Source organism: Pelagibacterium xiamenense (genome assembly GCF_021166475.1).
GTDB classification, from domain to species: domain Bacteria; phylum Pseudomonadota; class Alphaproteobacteria; order Rhizobiales; family Devosiaceae; genus Pelagibacterium; species Pelagibacterium xiamenense.
This window is the reverse complement of record NZ_JAJOYS010000002.1, coordinates 663,901-676,970: the sequence shown is the minus strand read 5'-3', so window position 1 is coordinate 676,970 and position 13,070 is coordinate 663,901. Positions and strand designations below refer to the sequence as shown.

20 protein-coding genes and 1 other RNA gene are annotated in these 13,070 nt (G+C 62.0%); 16 read left to right on the top strand and 5 right to left on the bottom strand.

Annotation, left to right across the window (positions count from 1 at the left end):
* Positions 1-41: 41 nt before the first annotated feature.
* The 4 genes from LSG43_RS11235 to LSG43_RS11220 all read left to right on the top strand — a co-directional run bounded on the left by LSG43_RS11235 (position 42) and on the right by LSG43_RS11220 (position 2,279).
* Entirely contained in the window at positions 42-323 is a 282-nt protein-coding gene (locus LSG43_RS11235; protein ID WP_231804123.1) for a DUF4164 family protein, read from the top strand.
* A 28-nt stretch (positions 324-351) separates the two neighbouring features.
* Positions 352-732, top strand: coding sequence for a cell division protein ZapA (locus tag LSG43_RS11230; RefSeq protein WP_231804121.1), 381 nt, complete (start codon positions 352-354; stop codon positions 730-732).
* On the top strand, positions 729-1,268 hold the full coding sequence (locus LSG43_RS11225; protein ID WP_231804119.1) for an MOSC domain-containing protein: 540 nt from the start codon (positions 729-731) through the stop codon (positions 1,266-1,268). Before LSG43_RS11230 ends, LSG43_RS11225 begins: the two co-directional genes overlap by 4 nt.
* An 81-nt stretch (positions 1,269-1,349) precedes the next feature.
* Complete coding sequence (locus LSG43_RS11220) at positions 1,350-2,279, top strand: leucyl/phenylalanyl-tRNA--protein transferase (protein WP_231804117.1); 930 nt, start codon at positions 1,350-1,352, stop codon at positions 2,277-2,279.
* Here LSG43_RS11220 and LSG43_RS11215 read toward each other — a convergent pair.
* The 3 genes from LSG43_RS11215 to LSG43_RS11205 form a co-directional block, all read right to left on the bottom strand.
* Positions 2,276-2,692, bottom strand: coding sequence for a DUF1284 domain-containing protein (locus LSG43_RS11215; RefSeq protein WP_231804115.1), 417 nt, complete (start codon positions 2,690-2,692; stop codon positions 2,276-2,278). The two genes, LSG43_RS11220 and LSG43_RS11215, sit on opposite strands and share 4 nt — an antisense overlap.
* Positions 2,689-3,273 carry a biotin transporter BioY gene (locus tag LSG43_RS11210; protein ID WP_231804113.1) on the bottom strand — a complete coding sequence of 195 codons (585 nt, stop codon included), beginning with the start codon at positions 3,271-3,273 and terminating at the stop codon, positions 2,689-2,691. Before LSG43_RS11210 ends, LSG43_RS11215 begins: the two co-directional genes overlap by 4 nt.
* A 146-nt stretch (positions 3,274-3,419) precedes the next feature.
* A complete protein-coding gene (locus tag LSG43_RS11205; RefSeq protein ID WP_231804111.1) occupies positions 3,420-4,088 on the bottom strand; it encodes a GntR family transcriptional regulator in 669 nt (222 codons plus the stop codon).
* A 133-nt stretch (positions 4,089-4,221) separates the two neighbouring features.
* Between LSG43_RS11205 and LSG43_RS11200 the strand changes: the two genes are divergently transcribed.
* Entirely contained in the window at positions 4,222-4,989 is a 768-nt protein-coding gene (locus LSG43_RS11200) for a DUF8692 domain-containing protein (RefSeq protein WP_500797059.1), read from the top strand.
* A gap of 12 nt (positions 4,990-5,001) precedes the next feature.
* Here LSG43_RS11200 and LSG43_RS11195 read toward each other — a convergent pair whose 3' ends face one another.
* Complete coding sequence (locus tag LSG43_RS11195; RefSeq protein WP_231804107.1) at positions 5,002-5,607, bottom strand: nucleotidyltransferase family protein; 606 nt, start codon at positions 5,605-5,607, stop codon at positions 5,002-5,004.
* A 103-nt stretch (positions 5,608-5,710) separates the two neighbouring features.
* Between LSG43_RS11195 and ssrS the strand changes: the two genes are divergently transcribed.
* The 4 genes from ssrS (at position 5,711) to LSG43_RS11175 (ending at position 8,145) form a co-directional block, all read left to right on the top strand.
* A non-coding RNA gene (ssrS, locus tag LSG43_RS11190) (6S RNA) lies at positions 5,711-5,869 on the top strand.
* Between the two features lie 42 nt (positions 5,870-5,911).
* Entirely contained in the window at positions 5,912-6,490 is a 579-nt protein-coding gene (locus LSG43_RS11185) for a 5-formyltetrahydrofolate cyclo-ligase (RefSeq protein WP_231804105.1), read from the top strand.
* Positions 6,487-7,311, top strand: coding sequence for a TIGR00282 family metallophosphoesterase (locus LSG43_RS11180; protein ID WP_231804103.1), 825 nt, complete (start codon positions 6,487-6,489; stop codon positions 7,309-7,311). The genes LSG43_RS11185 and LSG43_RS11180 overlap by 4 nt, the downstream gene beginning before the upstream one ends.
* Before the next feature lie 87 nt (positions 7,312-7,398).
* Complete coding sequence (locus LSG43_RS11175) at positions 7,399-8,145, top strand: YebC/PmpR family DNA-binding transcriptional regulator (protein ID WP_231804101.1); 747 nt, start codon at positions 7,399-7,401, stop codon at positions 8,143-8,145.
* A 55-nt stretch (positions 8,146-8,200) separates the two neighbouring features.
* On the opposite strand, the gene LSG43_RS11170 is transcribed toward LSG43_RS11175, so the two are convergent.
* On the bottom strand, positions 8,201-8,941 hold the full coding sequence (locus LSG43_RS11170; protein ID WP_231804099.1) for a GGDEF domain-containing protein: 741 nt from the start codon (positions 8,939-8,941) through the stop codon (positions 8,201-8,203).
* Between the two features lie 253 nt (positions 8,942-9,194).
* Between LSG43_RS11170 and ruvC the strand changes: the two genes are divergently transcribed.
* The 7 genes from ruvC (at position 9,195) to LSG43_RS11135 (ending at position 12,992) form a co-directional block, all read left to right on the top strand.
* Positions 9,195-9,698: a crossover junction endodeoxyribonuclease RuvC gene (gene ruvC, locus LSG43_RS11165; RefSeq protein WP_231804097.1), complete on the top strand. Its 504-nt coding sequence runs from the start codon at positions 9,195-9,197 to the stop codon at positions 9,696-9,698.
* A complete protein-coding gene (gene ruvA / locus LSG43_RS11160) occupies positions 9,695-10,312 on the top strand; it encodes a Holliday junction branch migration protein RuvA (protein WP_231804095.1) in 618 nt (205 codons plus the stop codon). The genes ruvC and ruvA overlap by 4 nt, the downstream gene beginning before the upstream one ends.
* Before the next feature lie 65 nt (positions 10,313-10,377).
* A complete protein-coding gene (locus tag LSG43_RS11155) occupies positions 10,378-10,638 on the top strand; it encodes an AbrB/MazE/SpoVT family DNA-binding domain-containing protein (protein WP_231804093.1) in 261 nt (86 codons plus the stop codon).
* Positions 10,635-11,033: a type II toxin-antitoxin system VapC family toxin gene (locus LSG43_RS11150; RefSeq protein ID WP_231804091.1), complete on the top strand. Its 399-nt coding sequence runs from the start codon at positions 10,635-10,637 to the stop codon at positions 11,031-11,033. The genes LSG43_RS11155 and LSG43_RS11150 overlap by 4 nt, the downstream gene beginning before the upstream one ends.
* Positions 11,030-12,070: a Holliday junction branch migration DNA helicase RuvB gene (gene ruvB, locus LSG43_RS11145; RefSeq protein WP_231804089.1), complete on the top strand. Its 1,041-nt coding sequence runs from the start codon at positions 11,030-11,032 to the stop codon at positions 12,068-12,070. The genes LSG43_RS11150 and ruvB overlap by 4 nt, the downstream gene beginning before the upstream one ends.
* Positions 12,067-12,570 carry an NUDIX hydrolase gene (locus LSG43_RS11140; protein ID WP_231804087.1) on the top strand — a complete coding sequence of 168 codons (504 nt, stop codon included), beginning with the start codon at positions 12,067-12,069 and terminating at the stop codon, positions 12,568-12,570. The genes ruvB and LSG43_RS11140 overlap by 4 nt, the downstream gene beginning before the upstream one ends.
* Positions 12,567-12,992, top strand: a complete 426-nt coding sequence (locus tag LSG43_RS11135; RefSeq protein ID WP_231804085.1) for a YbgC/FadM family acyl-CoA thioesterase — start codon at positions 12,567-12,569, stop codon at positions 12,990-12,992. Before LSG43_RS11140 ends, LSG43_RS11135 begins: the two co-directional genes overlap by 4 nt.
* Positions 12,993-13,070: the final 78 nt, after the last annotated feature.

The following is a 13,070-nucleotide window of genomic DNA, read 5'->3' as shown; positions in this document are numbered from 1 at the left end:
TTGTGACCGGATCGAAATACGGATTCGAAGGGCGGTTTCGCTTGGCGGGTACAGAGGCAGGAAAGAGCTTTGAGGAAGCGGCAGGCGACCTTGATCGCGCACTCGATGCGCTTGATGCCAGCGTGAGAACTCTTGCCGAACGCATGCGCGCCTTGAGCCGTGCCGAAGACGATGTTCAGCGGCTTTCCGCCGACCGGGCGCGGATTGCGGGCGAACTCGACCGGGCCAGTGCCAGGGCCGAGCGGCTCGACGAGGTGGCGGGCGAAGTCTCAAAGCGGCTCGTCGATGCGATGGAAAACGTCCGGTCCGTGCTCGAACAGTAATTCCCACCTCTTTTGAACGGAGGCGCGTTTGGCCGAAGTCAGTGTCGAAATCAATGGCCGCAAGTTCCGCATGGCCTGCGAGGACGGGCAGGAAACCCACCTTTCCGGCCTCGCGGCGCGGTTCAACGGCTATATCGACGAGTATAAAGGGGCGTTCGGTGAGATCGGCGATACGCGCCTTACGGTGATGGCAGGCATCGCGGTCGTCGACGAACTCAACGAAGCGGAAAAGAAGCTCGCCGCGCTCAAGGCGGAGCTCGATGCGGTCACCAAGGCCGGCAACGACGTGGCCGCGGAGGCCGAGGGCATGGAGGCCAAATTTGCCGCCAAGCTCGGCGACGTCGCGCGGCGGATCGAATCCATCGCCACGGCGATCGACGCGGCGGGACAGGATACGCAGACACAATGAAGGGCGAGGTTCTCGCCGTTCATGCCAGCCCTTCGCACCGGTTTTCCAAAGAGATGCGCGACGCGATCACGCTGATCGAAGGGCTGGGTGTGGAAGGCGACGCGCATGCGGGGGAAACCGTCAAGCACCGCAGCCGGGTCGCCGCAGACCCTTCGCAGCCCAATCTGCGCCAAATCCATTTTATTGCGTCTGAACTGCTCGAAGAGGTCAATGCTCTCGGGTTCGATGTCGGCCTGGGCGCGCTCGGGGAGAATATTACGACGCAAGGCCTCGACCTGATTTCCTTGCCGCGTGGGACACGGTTCACAATCGGGGACGCAGTGGTTGAGATTACGGGGCTGCGTAATCCATGCAGCCAGATCGAAACCTATCGTCCGGGGCTCTTGAAGCACATGATCGGCAAGCGCGCGGATGGCAAGCCGCTGCTGCGGACGGGGATCATGGGTGTCGTCCTCAAGGGCGGGATCGTGCGGGCGAACGATGCGATTGCCGTGACCTTGCCGGGGCCTCCTCTCGTTCAATTGGAGCGCGTTTAGGCAAGGCTTTAAGGTTTGCAGGTAGGGTGCTCGGGCGGTCTTCCGAAGTGTTCCTCCGACGCGCGCAAAGGATGCGTCTATATGTTTTCGTTGAAATATCCCCCTCGAACGTTTGCCGGTTTGCGGGCCGATGCGCGCAGGGTGGTCCTGGGTACGGCCTATGCCCTGCGGCCCAAACGTGTTGCCGTTCTCCCAGCGGTGCTGTCGGGCTGGCTCATGACCAAACTCGGCCTCGAGCGATACGATGCCTGCCTTAAGACCGGCGCGCCGGTGCCACGGCACCCCCTTGGATTTGCGGGCATTTGCGGGGATATGACGCCCGACGTCCTGATGCGTGGGTTCGCCAAGGGGCTCTATCCCTTTAGTCATGTCGGGCGCAAGAAATGGTGGATGAATCCCGAACGCATGGCCATCGCGCCACATGCGATCGTCCGCGACAAGGATGCCAAGCGCATGGTGCGCAACAAGCGCTTTAAAGTGACCTTCGATACGTGTTTTGAAGACGTTATGCGCGCCTGCGCGGCGCCGCGCGATGGCAAGACGCCGCTGACCTGGATCACTGAGGATATCATTGCCGCCTATACCGAGCTGCATCGGGCGGGGCATGCGCATTCGTTCGAGGCCTGGGCGGACGACGGCACACTCGCTGGTGGCGGTTTCGGGATCGCTTCAGGCCCTGTTTTTGTCATCGAATCGCAGTTCACGGCAAAGCGCAACGCATCCAAGGTGGCGATGGTGACCTTGATGCGGCACCTGAGCGCCTGGGGTTTCCTGCTGGCCGATGGCAAGGCGTTTACGCCTTATCTCAAGTCGGTGGGGTTCCGGCTGATCCCTCACGCCGACTATGTTGCTGCGCTCAACGCTCGGGCCCCGACCGCGCCGGTGGATCGGTGGGAGGTCGACGAAACGCTCGACGCTTCAGAGGATTGGGAAGCCGGCGTTCCGGCAGAGCAACGTGCCTGGCTGGAAGACTTGGGCGACAAGGACCGGCAGGTTGCGGTGGCCAACTAAAGCCGTGCCCCGCGAAAACCGTTTCCAGCAATCCCGTCGCAAAGGTCGGCCCAATTGCATCCTGTACAGGCAGCGCGGGTTTGGCCCTCTGCGAAGGCCCGGCGCAGATTTCGGAGCGTTTGGGGGGACAAGATGAGCGTCGTGCCTTCGGTGATCCTCGTACCCAATAGCGTACCTATTTCCCTGGCAGCATTGGCATCGCGCTCAACGACGCTTTCGCGCAGGCAGTGGGGTTCGGGTTCGTCCATCAGTGGCGTGCAGATGTCGTCCGGGCCGGTGACGATTTCGATGTCTTCGCCCCCGCCGATCCGTTCGGCGATCCTGTCGTAATTGGCCGTGAAGGCGGGGCTATAGCCCTTGCCGACGTAGGTCAGGATGCAGAGCAGGTGGTGGGGGCGAAGACGAATGGTCAAGCGTTGCCGCCCTTTGCTTTGCGCGAGAGCAGCATCAGCGTCGCCGCGCCGAGGGCGGCTTTGAGAACGTCGCCAGGAATGAAGGGCAGGAAACCGACCTCAATGGCTTTGTCTACGCCAATAAAGCCCGCGAGCCAGGCGGTGCCCATGGCGAGGCAGAAGGTGCCCGCGGCGACCATTGCGGCGAAAGCGAGTACGGGGCGGCGTCCGTTCCAGCCGCGTTCAGCCAGCCAGCCGACAAAGGCGGTGATCAGCGGCCAGGAGAAGATATACCCCGCCGTTGGACCGGCGAATGCGGGCAGGCCGCCGGAGCCTCCGGCGAGAACGGGCATGCCGAGCGCGGCCTGGCCGAGCCAGGCAAGGACGGTGAGCGCGCCCAGCCGCCAGCCATAAAGCGCGGCGACCATCAAGATGGCATACGTCTGCATCGTCACCGGGACCGGATACATGGGGACCGAGATATAGGATGACAGCGTCAGCACCAGCGTGCCGGCGATAACAGCGGCGATCTGCCAGACGAGCGGGCGGCTTTCGAGCGCCAGCGGGCTGTAGGTGACAGTCTTGGCGGTGGTTTCGGACATGTCTTGCGATTCTCCTCATTGGCATGTCTGGACCGGGAGAAAGGGGTGGGCCCTTTCGTTGGCGCATCAGTCAAAATTATAGATAATTTATGCTGATGATCTATTATTGAGTCCATAATTGCGCGGAGAAGGCAAGGCCTATCTGGTTAACCCACGATGGCGAAGGCGTCGCGGGTCTTGCCTGAAGCGGTTTTGACGGGCTTTTGGCCGATCCAGCGGACGTGTTTCGCGAGGATCGCGGCAGCGGCGTCGATGTCACCTTTGCGCAGCGCGGCGAGGATGGCGCGGTGGTCATGGTCGGTGCGGGTCTCCCAATCCGACCGCCATGCTGCAAAGAGAAACCGGGCGCTTGTCGAATGCAGATCGTCGATGGCCGCGATAAGGCGGGGCATGCCGCATGGCGCGAGAATCAGCTGGTGAAAGCGCCGGTTGGCGTCTTCCCAAGACCTCACGTCGCGTGACACGTCGCCCGCCTTGGTTGCCTCCTCGGCGGCGTCGAGAATGGCGGGCGTAAGATGCGGTGCCGCGTGGCGCAGCGCGAGCACCTCCAGCGCCGCCCGCATTTCGGCGACTTCGCGGACCTCGGACAAATCGAACGCGGCCACCCGCACGCCGCGGCGCGGCTCGCTTTTCGCCAGCCCTTGCGCCTCGAGCCGGCGGAAGGCTTCCCGCACAGGAACGTGGCTGGTGCCGAATTCATCGGCAATGTGATCCTGCCGCAGCCGAGCGCCGGGCTCGATTTCTCCGGCAATGATCCTGTCGGCAAGAACACGGCTGATACGGACGGCAATGGTTTCTGATTTGGCTTGAGTCATGAACTATAGATAATTTGACAAAGCGGGGCTGTCCAGAACGGCGCGACCCGTTTACCTAACGGGAACATAAGGTTTGAGGGGTTTGTCATCTAAATGTCATAAATCAAGGCACGGTAATAAATGCGAGGGATTTATGGCAAACGCCCACGGAGCCGATCGGGGGATCCGGCTCGATTTTTCAAGACTTGTCACTATTGTTATTTTCGCAAGTATCGCCGTTATCATACTCGGAATTTTCCGGGAGCTCGTGATCTGGCAGATCGGGCTCGACACGCCATTGATGGATTTGCGCCACTTTGCGCTCGATACCGAGCTGGCATTGCCATCCTGGTATTCCACGACCCTTCTGCTTGTCTGTGCAGCGCTGTTGTATCTCATTGCCCGCGCCACTCGCGCAGATGGTGGACGGGACTGGGGCCGCTGGATGATGCTTTCTGTGATCTTCCTGCTCATGTCGCTCGATGAGGCCGCGAGCTTCCACGAGGTGCTGATGCGGCCCATGCGAAGCGCATTCGATGCAACCGGGATTTTCTATTATACCTGGGTTGTGCCGGGGGCGATCGGTGTTCTCGTGCTCGGGCTTTATTTCCTGCCCTTCGTGTTGCGCTTGCCGCGCAGTACGGCAGCATGGATCGTGTTGGCGGGCATGCTCTACGTCGGTGGGGCACTGGGTTTGGAGTTATTCGGCGGCGCGTTCGACGAAGCCTGGGGCACGGCCAGCCTGCCTTATATTTTCGTTTCCGTCCTTGAGGAAAGCTTGGAAATTGCCGGGCTGTCCGTGTTCGTGATGGCGCTTTGCACGCATATCGGCACGCAATGGCGTGCGCTCGATGTCACGGTTCTGGCGGAAGCGCCCTGGGGAGCGCGCGCGGGCACCGGGCGAACAGCGGACGCTGCGTAACGCCCTGTCGCCTCACCACGGCACGACCTCAATCTCAGGCCAGATCGCCTTGGCGCGGGCGCCCTTTTCGTGGTGCGTGTACTTGTTGTCGAGAGACCGGTTGGGCGTGATGCGGAAGGCGAACATGTCATCCAGGCCGAACGGGGCTTCGATGGTGAGGGCGCCGTCGGCCTCGAGCCGGATGGCCACGGCGTGGGTTTTGGACGCGTAGCGCAACAAAGCGTCCTTCGTCCGCTCGAGCGGCGGCACCGCGAAACCGAAGCGCTCCGGGAACCACAGGTGGACACGGGCCTGATTGCGGACCTCGACGGGCACCGGAAGATGGGCGAAGCGGCTTACGACCGAGCGGATCACGGCGTCTTCGGCTTCATAGGACAGATCGGAGTCATCGAAATAGATGACGTCGATATCCTTGGTGCCAGTGAGCAGCGGTTTGCCGGTCAGGTGGCTCCATACGGCGTTGTAGATTGCGCCGGACCCGACCAGATGGTCCGGTAATTCCATGGCACGCAGGCCTTCGAGGACCTCCATGAGCACGGCATGTCCGCGCACGATCGCTTCGAGCGCGGCGCGCTGCTCGTCATCGGGCCGGCCTGCCCATTTGAGATGCGCGTCCATGGGTAAAAGTTTAGCGTGATTCCGGGGTGTGCACCGAGAGACGAAATGGTCTCGAACTTCGCTTTTGCCCCCTTTGCCCGCAGCGCAAGAAGGCCTATATGATCGGATGCTGCCCGGTGCGTGTGGACATTTGCATCCCCGGGGCCTTATCGATCCTAAAGGGAGCTGTCCCTGACCGGGCCCGTGGGCTCGGATACACGGCGCCCACCTACTTATGTAGGTTCCCGGGATCGAAAACATCCCACGGCCAGGGCGGCACCGAATTTCTTGAGGGCGAGGACACGCGCGCGTTTTGACCCAAAGCTTGAGCCCATTCGAAGAGCAGAAGGCCGCGCTGCGTGAAGAGGCATTCGCCAGGCGCGCGAAAATCCCCGCCGCCGATCGCGCGGACGCCGCCAACATCGTGGCGACGCTGTTTTTCGACGGCGTGCCGCTCGAGCCCGGGCAGGTGGTCGCCGCCTATTGGCCGATCCGTGACGAGATCGACTGCAAGCCAATCCTCACGCGGCTGATGGATTCGGGGCAGCAGGTCTGCCTGCCGGTGGTGACCGGAGACGGGGCACCGCTCGAATTGCGGCTATGGCAGCCGGGCCAGCCGCTTTATCCATCCGGGTTCGGTACGCTCGCGCCGTCTGAAACCGCGCCGCGTGCCGTTCCCGACGTCGTTATCATACCGCTTCTGGCGTTCGATCGCCTTGGAACGCGACTGGGGTACGGCAAGGGCTATTATGACCGCACGCTCGAAGTGATGGACGCCAAGCCGCTGATCGTCGGGATCGCCTTCGCGGCGCAGGAACTCGAATACATTCCGCGTGAACCCCATGACATGCCGCTCGACATTCTCGTCACCGAGACGGGCGTTCAGAGGTTCGAGGCCGTATGAGGCTTCTGTTTCTTGGAGATGTCATGGGCAAGGCAGGCCGCAACGTGGTTGCCGAGCGGCTGCCGGGGCTGATCGAGACCTACGGATTTGATTTCGTCATCGTCAATGGTGAGAACGCAAGTCACGGGCGCGGGCTCACCGAAGCGCATTACGAGATGCTGCGCGATGCCGGCGCCGACGTGGTGACGCTGGGTGACCACGCCTTCGATCAACGCGATATCATGACCGCCATCGAACGGCATTCGACGCTGGTCCGACCGGTCAACTTCCCACCCGGTGCGCCGGGACGCGGGGCGGCGTTCGTCACCGGGCGCAAGGGGCATCAGGTGCTCGTCGTCAATGTTCTCGGGCGCGTGTTCATGCCGCCGATGGACGATCCCTTCCGTGCTGTCGACGCCGCCATAGCCGCCTGTCCGCTAGGCGAACAGGCGGATGCCATCGTTGTCGACCTGCACGCCGAGGCGACGTCGGAAATGCAGGCCATGGGGCATTATCTCGACGGTCGCGTTTCGCTCGTCGTGGGCACGCATACGCATATTCCGACGTCCGACCATCGCATCCTGAAAGGGGGCACGGCGCTGATGAGCGACGCTGGCATGTGCGGGGACTATGACAGCGTCATCGGCATGGAGCCCGACGAGCCGCTCAGCCGGTTCCTGACCGGGCTCCAGAGGGCACGGTTCACGCCCGCCGAGGGCGAGGCGACGCTAAGCGGTGTCGCGATCGAGACCGACCCCAGGACCGGCCTCTGCACACAGGTCCTGCCGGTGCGCATCGGTGGCAGTCTGTCGCAGGCCTATCCCGAGTTCGCGCCGGGGTAGGGTGCGCCCTCTTTATTTCTGGTTTTGCCGGGACTATAAACCCGCACCAATCAGCCACATCGAATTAAGACGGGGAACTGACCGCTTATGGCCGGCCATTCACAGTTCAAGAACATCATGCACCGCAAGGGTCGTCAGGACGCGGTGCGGTCCAAGATCTTTTCCAAGCTGGCGCGCGAAATCACCGTTGCCGCCAAGTCGGGCATGCCCGACCCGGCGATGAACCCGCGCCTGCGCCTTGCCGTCAACAACGCCAAGGCGCAGTCCATGCCCAAGGATAATATCGAGCGGGCGATCAAAAAGGCCTCTGGTGGTGACAGCGAGAACTATGAGGAAGTGCGCTACGAGGGCTATGGTCCGGGCGGTATCGCCGTTATCGTAGAGGCGCTGACCGACAACCGTAACCGCACTGCCTCCACGGTGCGTTCGACCTTTTCGAAAGCCGGCGGCGCGCTCGGTGAAACCGGTTCGGTCGCTTTCATGTTCGACCGGGTTGGCGAAATCTACTATCCGATTGCGGCCGGCGACGCCGAAAAGGTGATGGAAGCGGCGATCGAAGCGGGCGCCGACGACGTCCAGAGCGATGAGGACGGGCACACGATCTACTGCGCGTTCGAGGACATCGGCGATGTGAGCACCGCGCTCGAAGCCGCGCTCGGGGAGGCCGAAAGCGTCAAGCCGGTGTTCAAGCCCCAGACGCTGACGCCAATCGACGCGGAAAAGGGCGAGAGCCTGATGCGGCTCATCAACAACCTCGAAGACGATGACGACGTCCAGAACGTCTACGCCAATTTTGAGATGAGCGACGAGGACATGGCCAAGCTCTCGGCCTGATCTTTTTTCTTGATGCTGCTCAAGAAGGCGCTCCGTACGGGGCGCCTTTTGCGTTTCAGGAGTTCACGGCTTTCCGTTCGCTATAGACCAGCACGGGAACGGCGGACGAAACCTGTTCCGCGCCCTCGGATGCAAACGTGCTGACCGCCACATTGTCGCGCCCGGCATTCTTGACCGCGTAAAGCTGTGCGTCCGCATGCCTGAACAGAGACCCGAACGGGGTCGCCTGAGTGCAAACGGCGCCGCCGACGCTGATGGAAAGCCTGCAGGGTTCCCCGCCGGTATCGAAGGTGACGTTGCGTATGCGCAGGCGGAGATCCTGGGCCACGATCCGCGTCGCGGCCTCCCCGGCGCCGGGCAGGAAAATGCCGAATTCCTCGCCGCCCAGGCGGCCAACGATGTCGGTCTCGCGGATGACGGAGCGTATTGTCGCTGCGATCATTTTGAGCGCAGCGTCGCCACACGCATGGCCGAAGCGGTCGTTGATCGACTTGAAATGGTCCGCGTCGATGACCAGGAGGCCACCGCCCCTGGTTGCGGGGTCTTCGAGCAGTGCCGTCACCTCGTCCACGAAGGCGCCATGGTTGAGGCACTGGGTGAGGCTGTCGCGGGCGGCGGCAGCTTCGAGGCGCTCATATGCGATTTCGAGCTGCCGGTGACGGAGCGCCATGAAGAGCATCGTCGGCCCGGCCAGGGCGATCGGTGCGACGATCGCTGCGACCAGGCCGGTGCTTCCGAGCCCTTGGGAAAAGATTTCGAGAATACCGTAACTGATCGCGACGGATGCGAGGACCACCCATGTTAAATTGCGCAATGTGCGTAATAGAACTGGAACCCAGTCATGTCTGGGCAGGCGATTGACTCGCGGCATCGGTCGGTGCGTCCCCGTCGTGTGCGTCGTGGCGGAACGTAGGGGTAATTCCTTAAACGAGTCCTTGCGTAGATATCGAAAATGCCACCCATCACAGCGGTTGTGAACAAATCCAGTTTGTTTCTGATTTGTTCACTTTGCGCTTGGTAGGGTCCGGACACTGACATAAACTGTCGGAATGGAGAGCTTGGTGCGAATCATGGGCATCGATCCGGGGCTGCGGCGTACGGGTTGGGGCATTATCGAAGCGGAGGGTACGCGGTTGCGCTTCGTCGCCTGCGGCGTCCTGACCCCGGAGGTGAATCAGGAGCTCGCCTTGCGGCTCGTGCACCTGCATGAGGGGCTGATGCGGCTGATCGCCGAACATCATCCGCACGAGGCGGCGGTCGAGGAAACCTTCGTCAATGCCGGCGCGCGCTCGACGCTGCTTTTGGGGCAGGCGCGCGGTATCGCTGTGATGACGCCGGCCTCGATGGGGCTGCCGGTGGGGGAATATTCGGCCAACCTCGTCAAGAAGTCCGTGGTCGGGACCGGCCACGCGGAAAAAAAGCAGATCGAACTGATGGTCAGAACCCTGTTGCCCGCCGCCAAGTTCAAGTCCGCCGATGCCGCCGACGCCCTCGCCATTGCAATCTGCCACGCGCATCACCGGCAACACCGCAAGCTGGCGGTTTCCGCATGATCGGCAAATTGAAGGGGCTGGTGGAGACCATCGGCGAGGATGTCGCGCTGATTGATGTCAACGGCGTATGTTACGAGGCGCACTGTTCGGGCCGGACGCTGCAGGCGTTGCCGCGCGTGGGCGAGGCGACGGTACTGTTCATCGAGATGATCGTGCGCGAGGACCTCATCCGGCTTTACGGCTTTGCCACCGAAGCGGAGAAGAACTGGTTCAAGCTCCTGCTCAGCGTGCAGGGCGTGGGCTCGCGCGTCGCGCTGGGGATCCTCTCTACGCTCTCGCCATCCGACCTTTCTTCGGCCATCGCGCTGCAGGATAAAGCCATGGTCGGCCGTGCGCCGGGTGTTGGCCCGAAACTCGCCCAGCGGATCGTTTCCGAACTCAAGGGCAAGGTTCCGGCGCTCGGGACCATCGATCCAGGCGTTGCAGGGTTGCAGAATGCGCTCGGGGAGGGCGTCGCGCCGGGGGCCGTGTCCGATGCGGTTTCTGCCCTCGTCAATCTCGGCTATGCGCAGGCGCAGGCCTCCGGGGCGGTGGCGCGGATCATCGCCAAAGAGGGCGAGGATACACCGACCGAGAAGCTCATCCGTCTGGGGCTCAAGGAATTGAGTTCGTGAGTGTCGCCTTGGTTCGGGTAAGATTCCTTACTATTTTATCTCCGTAAGGAATTTGGAGTTTGGTAATGTCGACCGCCACGCTTACGTCGAAGGGGCAGATGACTTTGCCCAAAGAGGTTAGGGATGATCTGAATCTCAAACCTGGAGACAAGATCGAGTTCGTTAAAGTTCACGGCCATTACGAGTTGCGGGCGAGAACCCGCAACATAGCGGACTTTGCCGGAGTATTGGGCGAGCCACCCAATGGCAGGCGGCTTTCGGTCAAGGATATGGACGATGCCATCGCCGAGGCGGTGGTCGAAGAGTACAGGCGTTCGTCTTCTTGATTGGCGTCGACACCAACATACTCGTTCGGCTCTTTGTGGCCGACGACAAAAATCAGGCGGCCAAGGCCAGGGCTTTTCTCTCTCGGCGGACGGTCGAGGATCCGGCATATGTTTCGGTCGTCACGCTGATTGAACTCATGTGGGTTCTCAAACGCGGGTACGGTTACAAAAGAGATGGGCAATTGACGGTACTGCAAGCCTTTCTGGAAAGCGCGAACGTCGTACTCGAGCATGAGGGTGCGGTTCGTGTGATTGTAGAGCAGCATGCAGATACGAGCGTGGACCTTGCTGACATCCTGATCGCCGAAACGAGCCGAATGGCTGGCTGCACATCCCTCGTTACATTCGACAAACCCGCTTCCAAGCTGGTCAACGGTATGGATCTTTTGACGTGACCGACCTCACCAACGCAACAGCCGAACGCGATGGTGGCCTTGATGTCGCCCTGCGCCCCATGGGGTTCAATGAATTCATCGGGCAGGAGGACGCGCGGGCCAATCTGCAGGTGTTCATCGAGGCGGCCAAGCAGCGGCAGGCGGCGCTCGATCATGTGTTGTTCGTCGGTCCGCCGGGGCTGGGCAAGACCACCCTGGCGCAAATCCTATCGCGCGAACTGGGCGTGGGGTTCCGGGCGACGTCCGGGCCGGTGATCGCCAAGGCGGGCGACCTAGCGGCGCTTTTGACCAATCTCGAAGAGCGTGACGTGCTTTTCATCGACGAGATCCACCGGCTCAACCCGGCAGTCGAGGAAATCCTTTATCCGGCGATGGAGGATTTCCAGCTCGATCTCATCATCGGGGAAGGGCCCGCGGCGCGCTCGGTGCGGATCGATCTGGCCAAGTTCACGCTCGTGGGCGCAACGACGCGCGCGGGGCTCCTCACCACGCCGTTGCGCGACCGGTTCGGCATCCCCGTCCGGCTTAATTTCTACACCCCGGAAGAACTGGTCAAAATTGTCGAGCGGGGCTCGCGCATGATGGGCATGGAAATGACCCCCGACGGCGCGCTCGAAGTTGCGCGGCGCTCGCGCGGCACGCCGCGTATCGCGGGGCGGTTGCTCAGGCGCGTGACCGATTTCGCGCTCGTTGAAGGCGCCGAAAAGGTGAACCGGGAGGTCGCGGACCGGGCGCTCTTGCGTCTCGACGTCGACGCGCGCGGGCTCGATACGCTCGACCGGCGGTATCTCAAGACCATTGCAGAATTCTATGGCGGCGGTCCGGTGGGGATCGAAACCATCGCTGCGGCACTTTCCGAGCCCCGCGATGCGATCGAGGAGATCGTCGAACCCTACCTCATCCAGCAAGGGTTCATCCAGCGGACACCGCGCGGACGCATGATGACGGCGCTCTCTTTTCAACATATGGGCTACGCCGTGCCGCAAGGGTTCGTGGGCAATCAGGCGAGCCTGTTCGAGGATGGCGAAAGCGAATGAACCATCGCGCAATGGTGAGTTTCGATGCACCTGCGGGCCGGTTCAATTTTCGGACTGTCGGCATTGCGATGCGTGAAGGGTTCGTTCTTGTTCATCGCGCGCTTGGCGGCATGTACTGGTCGCTGCCGGGCGGGCGCGTCGAGGTGGGCGAACAGGCAGAGGTCGCGTTGCGGCGCGAAGTTTTCGAAGAACTCGGCGTAACCGGCGAAGTCGGAGCGTTGCGGTTCGTCATCGAAAACTTCTTCACACACGAGCGGACGCTATTTCACGAGCTGGGCTTTTATTTCGACCTGTCGCTGCCCGACCGGTTCGCGTTCCGCGCGGATGGAGAGGTCTGCCATCGTTGTCAGGACGGGGCCTTCCAGCTCGAATTCAAATGGGTCCCCGCCCATGAGGCCGGTTTGACCGAATGCGCTTTCCAGCCGGCCGTGCTCCGGGCGCGACTGCTCGACGTTTCTGAAGCGCCCGTCCACATCGTCCGTCATGAGGACGCGCCATGATCGCCTTCGGCGGCAGCCTCCAGCCGGACGGTTCGCACCTTTTTCCGGTACGCGTCTATTTCGAGGACACGGATTTCTCGACCAATGTCTACCACGCGGCGTATCTGAAATTTTTCGAGCGCGCCCGGACCGAGTTCCTGCGCGCTCACGGTATCCATCACGCGGAACTGGCGGCGGAGGGGCTCGCGTTCGCTGTGCGGCATCTGGAAATATCCTATGATCGCGCGGCGCATATCGACGATCTGCTCGAGGTGGAAACCCGACAGTTGGAAATGTCGGGCGCCCGGTTCGTGCTTGAACAGATCCTGCGGCGGGATGGCGAAGTCGTCGCCTCGGCGAAGGTCACGGCGGTCCTGCTCAATGCCGCCGGCCGCCCCGTGCGGCTGCCCGCCGCGCTCAGGGCCCGATTTTCCGCGCATTGAACGGTTATTAACCATTTCTTGACCATAAATGGGGCCAGCCGGTCCGATGACGTCCTATTGAAGCGCCTGCCGCCCGGA